Annotated in this window: 15 protein-coding genes; 10 read left to right on the top strand and 5 right to left on the bottom strand. The window is 40.5% G+C overall.

The features are described 5' to 3' along the window. The first annotated feature begins 15 nt into the window (after nt 1-15). Nucleotides 16-1,257: a malic enzyme-like NAD(P)-binding protein gene (locus GARC_RS10040; RefSeq protein WP_007619467.1), complete on the top strand. Its 1,242-nt coding sequence runs from the start codon at nt 16-18 to the stop codon at nt 1,255-1,257. A 157-nt stretch (nt 1,258-1,414) separates the two neighbouring features. Here GARC_RS10040 and GARC_RS10035 read toward each other — a convergent pair whose 3' ends face one another. From GARC_RS10035 to tolC, 3 genes are all read right to left on the bottom strand, one after another. Beyond that, nucleotides 1,415-2,230: an ion transporter gene (locus GARC_RS10035; protein ID WP_039989330.1), complete on the bottom strand. Its 816-nt coding sequence runs from the start codon at nt 2,228-2,230 to the stop codon at nt 1,415-1,417. Between the two features lie 131 nt (nt 2,231-2,361). Beyond that, on the bottom strand, nt 2,362-3,552 hold the full coding sequence (locus tag GARC_RS10030) for a hydroxymethylglutaryl-CoA reductase (protein WP_007619459.1): 1,191 nt from the start codon (nt 3,550-3,552) through the stop codon (nt 2,362-2,364). A 105-nt stretch (nt 3,553-3,657) separates the two neighbouring features. Continuing rightward, nucleotides 3,658-5,025 carry an outer membrane channel protein TolC gene (tolC, locus tag GARC_RS10025; RefSeq protein WP_007619457.1) on the bottom strand — a complete coding sequence of 456 codons (1,368 nt, stop codon included), beginning with the start codon at nt 5,023-5,025 and terminating at the stop codon, nt 3,658-3,660. A 335-nt stretch (nt 5,026-5,360) separates the two neighbouring features. Between tolC and nudF the strand changes: the two genes are divergently transcribed. From nudF to GARC_RS09995, 6 genes are all read left to right on the top strand, one after another. Continuing rightward, nucleotides 5,361-5,996, top strand: a complete 636-nt coding sequence (nudF, locus tag GARC_RS10020) for an ADP-ribose diphosphatase (protein ID WP_007619455.1) — start codon at nt 5,361-5,363, stop codon at nt 5,994-5,996. Continuing rightward, complete coding sequence (locus tag GARC_RS10015) at nt 5,989-6,432, top strand: DUF1249 domain-containing protein (RefSeq protein ID WP_007619453.1); 444 nt, start codon at nt 5,989-5,991, stop codon at nt 6,430-6,432. Before nudF ends, GARC_RS10015 begins: the two co-directional genes overlap by 8 nt. A 6-nt stretch (nt 6,433-6,438) precedes the next feature. Next, nucleotides 6,439-7,185 (top strand): metallophosphoesterase, encoded by a 747-nt coding sequence (locus GARC_RS10010; protein ID WP_007619452.1) that lies wholly within the window; start codon nt 6,439-6,441, stop codon nt 7,183-7,185. A gap of 8 nt (nt 7,186-7,193) precedes the next feature. Further along, on the top strand, nt 7,194-7,772 hold the full coding sequence (locus GARC_RS10005; RefSeq protein ID WP_007619451.1) for a YqiA/YcfP family alpha/beta fold hydrolase: 579 nt from the start codon (nt 7,194-7,196) through the stop codon (nt 7,770-7,772). Nucleotides 7,773-7,872: 100 nt separating this feature from the next. Beyond that, entirely contained in the window at nt 7,873-9,762 is a 1,890-nt protein-coding gene (parE, locus tag GARC_RS10000; protein WP_007619450.1) for a DNA topoisomerase IV subunit B, read from the top strand. A gap of 53 nt (nt 9,763-9,815) precedes the next feature. Beyond that, nucleotides 9,816-11,102, top strand: a complete 1,287-nt coding sequence (locus GARC_RS09995; RefSeq protein ID WP_007619448.1) for a hypothetical protein — start codon at nt 9,816-9,818, stop codon at nt 11,100-11,102. A 19-nt stretch (nt 11,103-11,121) separates the two neighbouring features. Here the strand turns inward: GARC_RS09995 and GARC_RS09990 are convergent, their stop codons facing one another. Then, nucleotides 11,122-11,430 (bottom strand): hypothetical protein, encoded by a 309-nt coding sequence (locus tag GARC_RS09990; RefSeq protein WP_007619447.1) that lies wholly within the window; start codon nt 11,428-11,430, stop codon nt 11,122-11,124. 92 nt (nt 11,431-11,522) lie between these two features. Here GARC_RS09990 and GARC_RS09985 point away from each other — a divergent pair, with 92 nt between their 5' ends. Continuing rightward, nucleotides 11,523-11,708 (top strand): hypothetical protein, encoded by a 186-nt coding sequence (locus tag GARC_RS09985; protein WP_007619446.1) that lies wholly within the window; start codon nt 11,523-11,525, stop codon nt 11,706-11,708. 28 nt (nt 11,709-11,736) lie between these two features. Here GARC_RS09985 and epmB read toward each other — a convergent pair whose 3' ends face one another. Further along, on the bottom strand, nt 11,737-12,762 hold the full coding sequence (epmB, locus tag GARC_RS09980) for an EF-P beta-lysylation protein EpmB (protein ID WP_039989290.1): 1,026 nt from the start codon (nt 12,760-12,762) through the stop codon (nt 11,737-11,739). Nucleotides 12,763-12,796: 34 nt separating this feature from the next. Here epmB and efp point away from each other — a divergent pair, with 34 nt between their 5' ends. Then, nucleotides 12,797-13,366 carry an elongation factor P gene (gene efp, locus GARC_RS09975; RefSeq protein ID WP_039989289.1) on the top strand — a complete coding sequence of 190 codons (570 nt, stop codon included), beginning with the start codon at nt 12,797-12,799 and terminating at the stop codon, nt 13,364-13,366. A gap of 67 nt (nt 13,367-13,433) precedes the next feature. Continuing rightward, on the top strand, nt 13,434-14,408 hold the full coding sequence (gene epmA / locus GARC_RS09970) for an elongation factor P--(R)-beta-lysine ligase (RefSeq protein WP_007619443.1): 975 nt from the start codon (nt 13,434-13,436) through the stop codon (nt 14,406-14,408). Nucleotides 14,409-14,470 lie beyond the last annotated feature (62 nt).

The following is a 14,470-nucleotide window of genomic DNA, read 5'->3' as shown; positions in this document are numbered from 1 at the left end:
CACTAGGAAATAAGAATGTCAGTACTACGCCAACAAGCGCTTGATTACCACTCCCTACCAACCCCAGGTAAAATTAGTATCTCATTAACGACTGCCGCAGAAACTAGTGAAGATTTATCGCTAGCCTATAGTCCTGGAGTTGCTGAACCATGCCGTGAAATAGTTGATAACCCAGATGATGTTTATAAATATACCGCTAAAGGCAATATGGTTGCGGTCATTACTAATGGTACGGCTGTTTTAGGTTTAGGCAATATAGGTCCTATGGCATCAAAACCGGTAATGGAGGGTAAGTCATTATTATTTAAACGTTTTGCTAATGTTGACTCATTCGATATTGAAGTGACACACAAAACCGTTGAAGAGTTTGTAAACACTGTAGCCAATATTGCGGATAGCTTTGGCGGCATTAATCTTGAAGATATTAAAGCACCTGAATGTTTTGTTATAGAAAAAGCCTTAATTGAGCGTTGTAAAATCCCAGTATTTCATGATGACCAACACGGCACAGCGATTGTGACTGCGGCGGGTTTGATGAATGCGTTGGATATTCAAGGTAAAGATATTAAACAAGTCAACATTACTTGTTTAGGCGCTGGTGCTGCCGCCATTGCATGTATGAAATTGCTGATAAAATGCGGTGCACAGCGTGAAAAAATATATATGCTAGATACAAAAGGTGTAGTGCATACACGTCGTGATGATTTAAATGAATATAAAAAATTATTTGCAAACAACACAGATAAACGTTCTTTAGATGATGCAATCAATGGAGCAGATGTTTTTGTTGGTGTCTCTGGTCCAAATTTACTATCGCAAGAGCAAGTTAAATTAATGGCTGTTAATCCAATTATCTTTGCCTGTTCTAATCCAGATCCTGAAATTAAACCTGAGGATGCTTTGGCGGTGCGAGAGGATCTTATAATGGCAACGGGTCGAAGCGATTATCCGAATCAGGTGAATAATGTTTTATGTTTTCCATTTATTTTTCGAGGTGCATTAGATGTTCGCGCCAGCACTATTAATGATGATATGAAAATCGCAGCGGTTCATGCCATTCGCGCTTTGGCTAAAGAGCCAGTCCCTAGAGAAGTATTAATTGCCAGTGGTGTAAAAGAATTAAATTTTGGTAAAAATTATATTATCCCCAAGCCCATGGATCCACGCTTATTGCCTACTGTTGCTAGAGCAGTAGCACAAGCTGCGATTGACTCTGGTGTGGCTGCATTGCCAATGCCTGAGAGCTATATGCTTTAGGGCTATCGTGCATTTCCCATAATGTAAGTAATCACTTACATTATGGGACAATAACAAAAGATAATAAAGCCTGTAACAGAGACAAGGCTGTAGAGATCAAATAATTGAGGTAATTGGTACAAGACTATTTCACATTAAGAATTACCATGACTTAACCCTAAGAGCCTTTACTGTCCTGCATGGACAATATTTGCCCTTGCAATTTTGATATTTGCTCAGAAATATCTCTAAGGCTTGGATCCCCTACTTCTTCTAATGCTTCGGCGCGGGCGTTAGCGTTTTCTTGCTCCATTACGTTCACTACTATGCCTATCACCATATTTAAAAACGCAAAGGCAGTGAAGAAAATAAAGGTCAAATAAAACAACCAACTCAACGGATAAACTTCCATTGTTTCGTACATCACGTCGGTCCAATCCTCAAATGTCATGACTCTAAATAGAGTCAGCAGTGAGATAATGATATTCCCCCATAAATCTGGATTAATAGTTGCGAACAAAGTGCTGCCAACAGCGGCATAAATGTAGAAAATGATAAACATCAACAACATCACATAACCAAGTTGTGGAAGTGCTTTAATTAAAGACACTAATAAAATTCTGAGCTCAGGGATAATTGAGATCATTCTTAGCACTCTAAATACTCTAACTAATCTTGCAACCAAGGCTAACTCGGTATCATCTGCAGGGATTAAGCTAATAATAACAATCAAGGTATCGAAGATATTCCAAAAACTCTTAAAAAAATCTCGTTTACGATGCTCGGCCAAAAACCGTATGGTAATTTCAGTCAAGAAAAAAGCGCTGATAAACCAATCCAAAAACTTGGCGATGCTGTAAACGGTATCCGACATTTCATAGGTTTTGGCACCCACTAATAGCGCTGAAAAAACGATAACAGTCACAACAAAAATTTCGAATAATTTGTTTGAGCGAATTTGGATAAATTTGGATTGTAGAGTCGAAGCTTGCATTTTTTGCATATAAAGAAGTGGATCTCAGAAAATAATAAAAATCGGCAATAGAGTATTCAATTAGGCTAGGCTGTCAATCTATTATCAACAACCTAGCAAAATTTATGTCGAGTGCTTGCTAGGTTAAACAGTTAGCGGTTTCTCCCTAATGAATCATGACTGCTCACCCAATCGCCAGCCAATACTGCCGCACTAAGGGATAATTCACCGGCCAATACAGTGGCACCGATTATTTCTGCCAGTTTTTTCACTTTGCCCTCACCAAAACAATCCATCATCTGTAAACATTCTTTTTGGGTCCCTAATGCGGTACCCCCGCCATATGTAGCGACAATAAGTGATGGAATAGTCATGGCCAAATAATAATTACCTTCAGCGTCCACATCGACAAAGCTAATAGCGGCAGAGGACTCGGCTACGTTTGCTGCATCTTGCCCACAGGCTATAAAAATGGCGGCTATGGCATTAGGTGAATGTGCACCATTATTCACCGAGCCAGCCATCATGCTACCTACATTAGATATTTGGCGCATTTTAAATAACATATCTGCTGACACTCCCAAATTTTCTCTTAGGAGCTGATCACTTATGGTGACTTCAGCAATCACTCGTTTACCTCTAGAGTGCAACGTGTTTAATTGGGAGTGTTTTTTATCGGTGTCCATTGCCCCTGACAAAGTGTAACGCTTCAAACCAGGATAGGGGTAGTTGGCTTGTATCCATTCGCAGGCGGCAAAACAGGCTTTGCTCACCATATTTTGACCCGCAGCGTCTCCTGTGGTGAAGTTAAATCTTAGATAACGCATCCGCGCAGCCGCATATTGTTCAATATTACGTAACTGCCCTACTTGAGTAGTTGTTTCGGCTTGGGACTTAATAGTAGAAAAATTATCTTCAATCCATTCCCCCATTTGACGAGCTTGCCTGGCGTCTTCAAATATAAATACAGGGGCACGTTGCATTGCGTCATCGACTACTGTGACTTTAGCACCACCAGCAGCAGTAATAACCCGCATCCCCCTGTTATAACTGGCGACTAATGTACCTTCAGTAGTAGCAAGTGGCACATAAAACGCACCTTTGGCGTGCTCTCCATTGACTAACAATGGGCCAGCAAGACCAATAGGCACTTGAGCTACCCCAATGAAATTTTCTATATTACCAGCCGTATCCTCTGCCTTAATCGAATAATGACTAACATGTTGCAGCGGTTTTTCTAATTGTTGGCTTACAAAATCACGACGTTGTTTAGCCAATGCCTCGGAATAGTTGTTTGTTTTATCACGAGGAACAGACGGATAAAGCTTGTTATTGTTAGTCATGGGTTACCACCTACAATTCAGTTGTTGATTAAGATTTAACAATACCAAGCATACTGACAATAAAAAAGGGCAGCAAAAGCCGCCCCTTTAATCAGATTGGGAATGTTAGCTGGCTTTAGCAAGCATCAGTCCACGGTTAATGTCTACTAAATCTTGCTCGGTTAGATTTCCCGATGCACGTTTCAAATCTAATATTGCACTGATAAAGTCATAACGGGCACTGGCAAGGCGCTGCCTAGCATCAAATTGATTTCTAGTGCTGTTAAGTACATCAACTATTGTTCTGGTACCTACATCAAAACCTGCTTCTGTGGCTTTTAATGCACTATCGGCAGAAACTACGGCTTGTTGCAACGCACGAATTGTAGACGTAGCTGCAATCACGTCATTGTAGGCTGAGCGCACTGAGCGCACTGTCGAACGGTAAGCAAGTTCTAAATCTTCACTGGCAGCCACAAAACGATATCTAGCTTGAGCTGTTTGTGCGCTAACTGCGCCACCAGAATATATGGGAACACTTAAAGTCAGACCTATTGAGTTACTGTCTCTGGCTGGAAAACCACTGTTACCATTTATTTCGGTATCGTCTCTACCGTAACTGCCGCTCAACGAAAGAGTCGGGTAATGTCCAGCTTTGGCCGAAGCTATATCATCTTTTGCGATGTCTTTAGAAAAATTTCTGACCATAAGATCAAGATTTTTTTGTTCCGCTATTTTTAACCAATTGTCGACACCTTCTGGCGTAGGGCGAGAAGCACTAAAATTTTCGGTATTCAAAACAGATAAATTATCGTGATACTTTCCGGTGATTTCACGCATTTCTTCTAAGCGTAATTCAACTACATTCTCGGTTATTATTTCTTGAGCGACGGTATTATCGAAGTTGGCTTGGGCTTCATGTACGTCTGTAATTGCGGTTAACCCCACATTAAAACGTTGTTTAGTTTGTTCTAACTGACGCTCAATCGCACGTTTTTCGGCTTGTACAAAGATAAGGCTATCTTTAGCACGTAATATCGCTAAGTAAGCATCAGTGGTTCTAACGATCAAATCTTGTTTAGATAATGCATAACTAGTATCGCTCTGATGTGCCACTTTTTCAGCACGGGATAAGGCCACCCAATTTTGCCTGTCATAAATCGACAGACTCAGGTTCAAATCTAGTCCCAGATTTTTAGAATCACTTTCAATTATGCCAACAAAAGGTTGACCATTTGAATCAGTATCAAAGTTAAATGATTCAGAGGTGCTATCAGAGTAACTAATCGAGCCAGATATTTTTGGTAATAAGTTTGCTCTGCTAATAGATATACCTTCAAAGGCAGCATCTCTGTCAGCTTTAGCGCGGTTGATGGTAGGGTCTTTCTCAACAGCCATTTGATAGACTTGGTAGAGATCATCTGCAAACACAGACGTTGAAAGTCCCATGCTGATCCCTATGCAGATAAACGACGACAAAAATGTTTTTTTCATTGGAAGTCCTATGTGGTTCCTAATCCGGGTCTAGTTTTGTATGCCACAAGGCTACGTCTAGTCGAATACTTTTTATGTGTAGGTAAAGTCTAAGCAAATCAAGTGTTAACTAACAATGCTTTGTCGTAACACCAAGGGCTCAAGTGTAACAGAATATTATGAATTAACAGACCCTATACCCATACGATCTCGAGATGTTCTGAAACTCGCATATTGAGGTCGTATGGGTATATGTGCACCAGCATATGAAACTTCATTATGCTAATCTTACAATTCTAATCTCATAGATAGCTTATGTAACTTAGAAACGAGTATTTTAGTCAGTGGAGACAAAATTGCAAAAAGAACAACAGAATATTCAACAATTTTCGAGTGAAGATGTAGAAATATTGAGCAAAGAAACCTTATACCAAGGTTTCTTTAAAATGGTTAAGTATGCTTTTAAGCATAAATTGTTTAAAGGTGGTTGGAGTGGTGTGGTTGAAAGAGAAATTTTTGAACGGGGCCACGCCATAGCGGTTTTACCATACGACCCAGTTTTGGATGAATTTGTGATGATCGAACAAGTTCGTATTGGTGCACTACCAACCTCCACCTCTCCATGGTTACTAGAAGTAGTAGCGGGTATTATTGATGAAGGTGAAACAGCAGAAGATGTGTGCTGCCGAGAAGCCCAGGAAGAAGCAGGTCTTGATATCCAAAAGTTATATAAAGCCTTAAGTTACTTGTCTAGTCCAGGTGGCACAACAGAACGCTTACATATCTTTGTAGGTTTAGTCGATGCCAGCGATGCCAAAGGGGTGCATGGATTAGAATATGAAAATGAAGATATTTTAGTGCACAGAGTACCGACATCAGTAGCATTTGATTGGATCAACCAAGGTAAAATCGATAATGCTGCCACACTTATTGCTTTACAATGGTTTGCCATGAATAAACAACTAGTATTGGAAAAATGGTCACATGACTAAAGAGATAGGTCGTAAATATGTCCCTAAGGTCGCCAACATGCATAAGGTGTGTGAAGTCAATTATGGACGTTTGTTAAAGCTTCTTCCTGATTGCGACACAGAAGATTTACAGTATCAATTTGAAGTGAACGATAGCTTGCTTTATTCCATTAAAATCATTGAATGTAGCCGCTATACCAGCACCTTAGAAATGTCACAAAAAAGCCCAATGAGTTATGACTTTTTGAGCCCAGAGGTACAAGTGAGATTATACCACGATGCCAAAATGGCAGAAGTGATCAGCGCGCAAAATATCGGCTCATTACAGCCTAGCTACCGGTATCCAAATATTAAAATGTACCAGAAAAACGAAAAAGAAATGGTCAATTTGTTTTTAGCTGAATGGTTGCAGTTTTGTTTAGCCCACAGTAGCCAGCTATATTCTTCTGAAGCTTAATAAAATATGAAAGTCATACAAATTTCAGACTGTCATTTGTTTGCTGATAACCACAAAGTTGGCTACAACAACATCAACTCATTTCGAAGCTTAGAAGCAATATTGGATGAGATTAAAGTGCATCGGCCAGATGTGTTGTTAGTAACGGGAGATATTAGTGGTGATGGTACTGGGAAAAGTTATCAACATTTTTCTCATTTAATTGAAGCGGCAAAAATAGACTGCCAAGTTGGCATTATTCCAGGTAACCATGACAATCAAACACAACTAGCTGCCCATGTGCTTAAAGAGTATCTGTGGTTACATAATCCACAATTAGAGTTGCCTAACCATTGGCATATTCATTTATTAGACACCCAATTTCAAGATACTATTGGGCAAATATCTGAACATAGCCTGACAACTTTAGCTGAATATGTAAACTTACACCCAAAAGCTTTTCACTTGCTTGCCACCCATCACCACCCTATTTCCTGTGGTGGCTGGATGGACAAACATGAATGGACAAATCGCCAAAACTTTAATGCTGTTGTAGCCCAGTATCCTGCAATAAAAGGAGTCGTCTATGGGCATATCCATATGGCAATTGAACAGCAAATAAAGCAATGTTTATATATGTCTTGTCCCTCAAGCAGTTGGCAGTTTGCAAACCAAGAAAATTTTGCAACAACCGATTTAAAGCCCGGATATAGAGTGATTAATCTTCTGGAAAATGGTCAAATAACCACATCGATTCAGCGGCTCAAAGAGTAAATTTTATAGTGCAATACGTTGTTATTTATTTACATGGATTTCTCAGTTCTCCACAGTCACAAAAAGCGACACAAACTTTAGAGTTTGTAAGGGCTAACTATCCAAATTTAGCAATAGAAATACCGCAGCTTGCTAACTACCCTCATGAAGCAGTCAAGAATATCGAGCTATGTATTGCTAAACATAAAGGTAAAAAATTACGTTTTATTGGCAGTTCACTGGGTGGTTTCTTGTCCACTTATATGGTGGAAAAATATTCTGGAAAAGCCGTGTTGATCAACCCTGCTGTGCGCCCTTTTGAATTGTTAGGTGACTTTTTGGGTGAACATATCAATCCCTATACTGGGCAACCTTTCTTGCTAGAAAACAGTCATATTGAAGAACTTCGACAATTAGACACACCCACTTTGGATCCCAAGTCAGATTATTGGGTGTTATTACAAACTGCAGACGAAACCTTGGACTATCGTCAAGCAGAAACTAAATACCAAGATTATAAAGTAACCATAGAACAAGGTGGAGATCATAGTTTTCAGGATTTTCAGCGATTCTTACCAGATATTTTTAGGTTTCTACTGCAAGACTAATTGAAGCTTGGTATAACATGTTTCTTGATAGCACATACTTTAGGTTGTGGGCACCCCCATACAACCACCAATCGAATAATAAGAGCTCTGATTAAGAACTATGTCAAACGAATATAACGCAGATGCCATTGAAGTATTGAACGGCCTAGAGCCAGTTCAACGCCGCCCCGGTATGTATACCGATACCACTCGCCCCAATCACTTGAGTCAAGAAGTTATTGATAATAGTGTAGATGAAGCTCTGGGTGGATTTGCTACCTCAATTCGAGTAATACTACATCCAGACCAATCACTTGAAGTCACTGATGACGGTCGTGGTATGCCTGTGGATATTCACCCTGAAGAAAAAATATCAGGTGTCGAATTAATCATGACCAAGCTCCACGCTGGCGGCAAGTTTTCAAATAAAAATTACCAGTTCTCCGGTGGTTTGCATGGCGTAGGCATATCAGTGGTGAATGCCTTGTCCAATCGTGTCGAAGTGAGTATTCGCCGTGATGGTAATGTGCATCAAATTGCCTTTGAAAACGGCGACAAAGTCCAAGAGTTAGAAATTGTTGATACTTGTGGTAAACGCAACACAGGTACCAAAGTGCATTTTTGGCCTAACCCTAAATATTTTGATTCTGCAAAGTTTTCTGTCACTAAACTTTTACATGTGTTGCGCGCCAAAGCCGTGTTATGCCCGGGTTTACGCATTCGATTTGATGATAAAATCAGTAATGAAACTACCGAATGGTACTTTGAAGATGGCCTGCGTGACTATTTATACCAATCAGTAAAAGAATACGTGACCTTGCCAGAAGATAGCCCCTTTATTGGTGCAATTTCAGGTAACACTGAAGCCGCTGATTGGGCGGTAATGTGGCTACCTGAAGGTGGTGAAATGATCACCGAAAGTTACGTTAACCTGATCCCAACTGCACAAGGAGGCACACACGTTAATGGTTTACGCCAAGGCTTGTTAGAGTCGATGCGTGAATTTTGTGAATTTAGAAACTTATTACCACGTGGGGTAAAACTTACCCCTGAAGATATTTGGGATCGTTGTAGTTATGTTTTATCTACCAAAATGCAAGATCCACAATTTGCAGGGCAAATAAAAGAACGTTTATCGTCACGACAAGCAGCAGCTTTTGTGTCTGGAGTGGTGAAAGATTCATTTAGTTTATGGCTTAATCAACATACCGATGTGGCTGAATTATTAGCCGAAATGTGTATTAACAATGCCCAAACTCGTTTACGTCAAAGCAAAAAAGTGGCCCGTAAAAAAGTCACTCAAGGCCCTGCCCTACCCGGTAAACTTACTGATTGTTCCACCCAAGACACCAGCCGTTCAGAATTATTTTTAGTGGAAGGGGATTCAGCAGGAGGCTCGGCAAAACAGGCCAGAGACCGCGAATTTCAAGCTATTATGCCGTTACGTGGAAAAATTCTAAATAGCTGGGAAGTGGACTCATCTCAGGTATTAGCCTCTCAAGAAATTCATGATATATCCGTAGCCTTAGGTATCGATCCAGACTCAGAAGATTTGAGTGGATTGCGTTATGACAAGATCTGTATTTTGGCCGATGCTGACTCAGATGGTCTACATATCGCCACCTTGTTGTGTGCCTTATTCGTTAAACATTTTAGAACCCTAGTCAACACCGGCCATGTGTATGTAGCAATGCCCCCACTGTTTAGAATAGATATAGGTAAAGACGTCTATTACGCCTTAGACGAAGGGGAAAAAGATGGCATTTTAGACCGTATAGTCGCCGAGAAAAAACGCGGCAAGGTGAATGTGCAACGTTTCAAAGGCTTGGGTGAAATGAACCCATTACAATTACGCGAAACGACTATGGATCCCAATACTCGTAGGTTAGTGCAACTGATGGTAGATGATGCCGAACAAATGTTAGAAATGATGGACATGTTGCTCGCTAAAAAACGTGCGCCAGATCGCAAAGAGTGGCTTGAATCCAAAGGGAATATGGCGATTGTTTAGCTATTTGCCTTTTATAGTTAGACATCAATCCCCAAGCTTTAAGGGAACAAAACTTGGCTAAGCTATTTAAATATATTGGATTTTTATTACTGTTGATAGGTATTGCTGTTGTAGGCCTTTTGGTCACTGCAATCGAATCAAACCCTACAGTTGTTACCCGTAGCGGTGAACAAGTCAACCAAGCAGAATCAGTTAAAAAGCTGATGAAGCAACTCAGTGATAGCGTAAAGAATAGAACTCACAGACAGACTATCACTATTAGCCAAGATCAGTTAAACAGCTTAGTGGGCTTTGCGCAGCGCGCCCATGGTCAAATTAATGGCCAAGTACATATCACAGCTAACTCCACCAGCATTTTGGCAAGCTATCAGCTACCGAAAAATCCAATTGGCCAATATCTGAATATTGATGTTTTATTGTTACCAGGCCCTGGGATTAAAGTCAGCCACGTGAAACTAGGGGCTATTAAAGTACCTGGTAATTTTGCATTGAGCACCCTTATCTACTTGGCTAATTGGTACACTAATAGCGATATCGCTAGTCAATTTGTGCAACAAGTAGAATCAGTATCTATGTCTGAACGTCAGATACAGTTATCTGTACTTCCTCTGGCTCAATTTCTCAAAGAACTCAATGATGTCAAACAAGGTGTAGGTGGCAACAGTGATGAGGAAATGCGCTTTAGAACCGCTTATTATTTGAAACATCTGTCTTTATTAGGTGTGGCTAAAAGGTCATCACCACAGTCCTTAGCTAAATATATTGGCCCAGTGTTTAGCAAAGCAAAAAGACGCTCTAATTATGAGACTGCCCCTAAAGAAAACGAAGCCGCAATTATGGCTCTGGCAATATTTGCAGGACACCATAGATTTGCTAATTTAGTGGGTGACGTGCAGCCTAAAAAAGGTAGGGCGGCAATGCCTAATGCTATGCCAACCTTGGCGCATCGAACAGACTTAAACCAGCATTTTATTTTTTCTGCCGCCATTAAAATATTATCAGAACAAGGCCTGAGTATAGCGATTGGCGAATTCAAAGAGTTGATGGATAGAAGCAACGATGGCAGTGGCTATAGCTTTGTTGACTTAGCAGCTGATTTTGCTGGGGTAGAATTTGCTATTGCTGCCACCAGCGCATCCAGCGCCGTCTCGGTACAAAATATATTAGCCGGAGAGCCAGATGAACATCTCTTTTTCCCAAGCATTGAGGGTTTACCTGAAGGCTTAAGCAAAGGTGGATTTAGTCAAAAATTTACTGAAGTTGATAGCCCCGAATACCTAAAAATGGTGCAAAGCATCAACCAAAGAATTGCTGATTTACCTATACATCAGGCACGTTAAATACAAAAATTTTTTAGAATTAACGAGCAGTTTTTTGCAATTGATTAAGGGTTTTTAGTAACAGTTCCATTTTTTTTACCAAATTGGGTAGTTGTGCTTTTACAGCTGCTTCATCTAGTTTTTCTAAGGACAGTACTTCATTCGCTAGTTCTTGCACATAGGGTTTGAATAAGCGACTGCTGGTAGTAAAACCTGCGTCTTTAGCAAAAACAGCGCTAAATTTACCCTTTCCATCATGTTGTAAACGGCTAATGACTTGATCGGCATCGATAGATTTTCTATAAATAAGTTGTACGTTTTCGCTGAGGCTTTGAATGATTGTTTGCATAACTAAAGTTTTACTTAAGGTTGTCGATATAGATTTGATGCGGGCGATCTTGCCCGTTTTTGTACTCTGCTACAAGTAATAAGGAGCACTGTATGGATATTTCAGGAGCAAGTCACTCGTCGGTTGGTTCGACGCTTGAAATAAAGTCTCTACAACTTGCAAAATCACAGCAAAAAGTAGAGGGTCAAGCGACATTGGACTTACTAGAGGCGGCAGAGGCACCTAAAGTTTCGTCTGCTAATGCAGCAATTGGGTCACGTGTCGACACCTTTGCCTAATAGCAATGGGATGCCTTTTATAGCTACCCTATGGATGAAGTTGTAAATCAAGTGGCGTTTTGCCGGGCTGGCCACCTATTTCTCTAACGAGTTTGGGAACCAGGTAACCTGGCTGACGCTTTATCAATTCTGCCATCAGTTCTATTGCTTTGCTGTCAGCCAAGTCAAAATGTTCTGCCCCTTGTACCTTATCTAAAACATGTAAGTAATAAGGCATCACTCCTATTTCAAACAAAGCTTCATTTAAGGCAATTTGTTGTTCTGCAGTGTCATTTATCCCTTTAAGCAACACAGCCTGATTGAGTAATGTTACACCCGCCTGTTTTAACTTTTGCATTGACTCTGCTAGCGCATTATCGATTTCATTGGCATGATTAACATGCAACACCATCACGGGTTTCAAGCGAGATTGGGTAAACCAAGCAATTAATTCAGGTGTGATCCTAGAAGGGATGACCACTGGCAAACGGGTGTGAATACGTAATCGTTTGATATGTGGGATTGCTTCAATTTGAGTGGTTAACCAGGCCAAAAAATCATCCTTAGCCATAAGCGGATCGCCACCTGAATAAATGACTTCGTCGAGCTGTGGATTGGCAGCAATATAATCTAAGGCTTGTTGCCACTGCTTTTTATTTAAATGATTTTCACTGTAGGGAAAATGCCTTCTAAAACAATAACGACAATTTACCGCGCAACCGCCCCTTACCAACAACAACAAACGATTGTGGTACTTGTGTAAAATTCCTGGTTGCTGATTATTTTGCTCTTGCAACGGGTCAGTGGAGAATCCTGGTGTTAATTTAAATTCTTCGCGTCTAGTAAACACCTGCATAAATAAAGGGTCAAGAGGGTCACCTTTTTTCATTTTGGCGGCAAAAGGCCGTGGCACACGCATCGGGAATAGTTGCCGTGCTTTGATGTCTTCAGCGAAATTTTCTAGGGGTAATTCCAGATATTTAAGCAAGGAAACAGGATCAGAAAAGCACATTGCCAGTTCTTTTTGCCAGTTGTTCTCTACAGACAGCAGTTTTTTAGGTATTATTCGCGACAATTACAGACTCAGCATAGTTATATTATGGGGACACATGGCAAATTTCAGCACAAATGAGTTTAAATCGGGCCTTAAGATAATGCTCGACGGCGAACCTTGCAACATTCTTGAAAATGAATTTGTTAAACCGGGTAAGGGCCAAGCCTTTAGTCGGGTTAAAATTCGCAAACTAATTTCAGGAAAAGTAATTGAGAAAACCTTCAAATCCGGTGATTCAGTAGAAGGGGCTGACGTAATAGATACTGAGCTGGCCTATTTGTACACAGATGGCGAATTCTGGCATTTCATGAATAACGAAACATTTGAACAAATTGCCGCAGATGAAAAAGCCGTAGGTGAAAATGTAAAATGGTTAGTTGAAAACGACACTTGCACCATTACCCTTTGGAACGGCGCCCCTATTGTGGTGCAACCTGCTAATTTTGTTGAATTAGAAATTACAGAAACTGACCCTGGTCTTAAAGGTGATACTGCCGGAACAGGTGGAAAACCAGCAACTTTATCTTCTGGCGCCATAGTTAGAGTACCTTTATTTGTACAAACAGGCGAAGTGGTTAGAGTGGATACTCGTAGTGGCGAATACGTGTCTCGAGCACAAAAATAGTTAATATTGTCATATTGTAGAAAGCCCACTTTGGTGGGCTTTTTTATTATTTAAAAACGGGATCCCAATGGGAACAGACAACTGGCGCCCCAGTGCCTCGATTGAAGTATTAAAACAACGTGCTTTGGTGCTGCAAAAAATCAGACACTTTTTTGCTGAGCGTGATGTGTTTGAAGTAGACACACCGGCTTTATGCCATGCCACAGTCACAGATGAACATTTACATTCCTTTTCGACGCAATTTAATCACCCCTTTACGCCGCACCCATGCACTTTGTATTTACAAACTTCTCCTGAGTTTGCCATGAAAAGGCTTCTTTGTGCTGGTAGCGGTGCAATTTATCAAATCTGTAAATCTTTTAGAAACGAAGAAACAGGGCAATTTCATAATCCGGAATTTACTATGCTCGAGTGGTATAGACCGGGCTTTAATCATTTACAGTTAATGACAGAAATTGATGAACTTATTCAATTGATTTTGGGCTGTGATAAGGCTGAACGAGTTACTTACCAAGATATATTCAAACAACATCTGCAATGTGACCCCTTAACAGCCACTCTGGCTGATCTGAAAACTTTGGCTAACCGCTATGGCTATGCAGAACTAGCCGCCACTGAAAACAATAAAGATACTTTGCTTATGCTGTTGTTTAGCCAACACGTAGAGCCCCATATTGGCCAAAACCGCCCATGCTTTGTTATGGACTTTCCCGCTAGCCAAGCCGCCTTAGCAAAAATAAGCTCTGCAAATCCCTTAGTAGCCGAACGCATTGAGTTGTATTTTCAAGGCACAGAATTGGCAAATGGGTTTCATGAATTAACCGATGGGGCAGAACAACTTAGACGTTTTGAAGAAGATAATATTAAACGTCAAAGTAAAGGCCTAGAGATGATGCCCATAGATCAAAACTTTCTAGCAGCAATAAATTTTGGACTACCGGCATGTGCTGGTGTGGCACTAGGCATTGATAGACTATTAATGCTTGCATTTAGTTGCTCTAAGATTGACCAAGTCATTGCTTTTGAAAATAGTCGAGCATAGATTGGACATTTTCACAGCACACACTGTATAAAAGGTATATGAAAATTCAAGGTAGGAAATAA

The sequence above is a fragment of the Paraglaciecola arctica BSs20135 genome (assembly GCF_000314995.1).
In the GTDB taxonomy this organism is placed as follows: domain Bacteria; phylum Pseudomonadota; class Gammaproteobacteria; order Enterobacterales; family Alteromonadaceae; genus Paraglaciecola; species Paraglaciecola arctica.
The sequence above is the reverse complement of the archived record's forward strand: the minus strand, read 5'-3'. Positions and strand labels throughout refer to the sequence as shown.

What these genes read in the sequence shown, in the direction of transcription:
- GARC_RS10040 (WP_007619467.1), top strand. Translation starts at nt 16, where the DNA reads ATGTCAGTACTACGCCAACAAGCGCTTGATTACCACTCCCTACCAACC.
- GARC_RS10035 (WP_039989330.1), bottom strand. Translation starts at nt 2,230, where the DNA reads ATGCAAGCTTCGACTCTACAATCCAAATTTATCCAAATTCGCTCAAAC.
- GARC_RS10030 (WP_007619459.1), bottom strand. Translation starts at nt 3,552, where the DNA reads ATGACTAACAATAACAAGCTTTATCCGTCTGTTCCTCGTGATAAAACA.
- tolC (WP_007619457.1), bottom strand. Translation starts at nt 5,025, where the DNA reads ATGAAAAAAACATTTTTGTCGTCGTTTATCTGCATAGGGATCAGCATG.
- GARC_RS10015 (WP_007619453.1), top strand. Translation starts at nt 5,989, where the DNA reads ATGACTAAAGAGATAGGTCGTAAATATGTCCCTAAGGTCGCCAACATG.
- GARC_RS10010 (WP_007619452.1), top strand. Translation starts at nt 6,439, where the DNA reads ATGAAAGTCATACAAATTTCAGACTGTCATTTGTTTGCTGATAACCAC.
- parE (WP_007619450.1), top strand. Translation starts at nt 7,873, where the DNA reads ATGTCAAACGAATATAACGCAGATGCCATTGAAGTATTGAACGGCCTA.
- GARC_RS09990 (WP_007619447.1), bottom strand. Translation starts at nt 11,430, where the DNA reads ATGCAAACAATCATTCAAAGCCTCAGCGAAAACGTACAACTTATTTAT.
- GARC_RS09985 (WP_007619446.1), top strand. Translation starts at nt 11,523, where the DNA reads ATGGATATTTCAGGAGCAAGTCACTCGTCGGTTGGTTCGACGCTTGAA.
- efp (WP_039989289.1), top strand. Translation starts at nt 12,797, where the DNA reads ATGGCAAATTTCAGCACAAATGAGTTTAAATCGGGCCTTAAGATAATG.
- epmA (WP_007619443.1), top strand. Translation starts at nt 13,434, where the DNA reads ATGGGAACAGACAACTGGCGCCCCAGTGCCTCGATTGAAGTATTAAAA.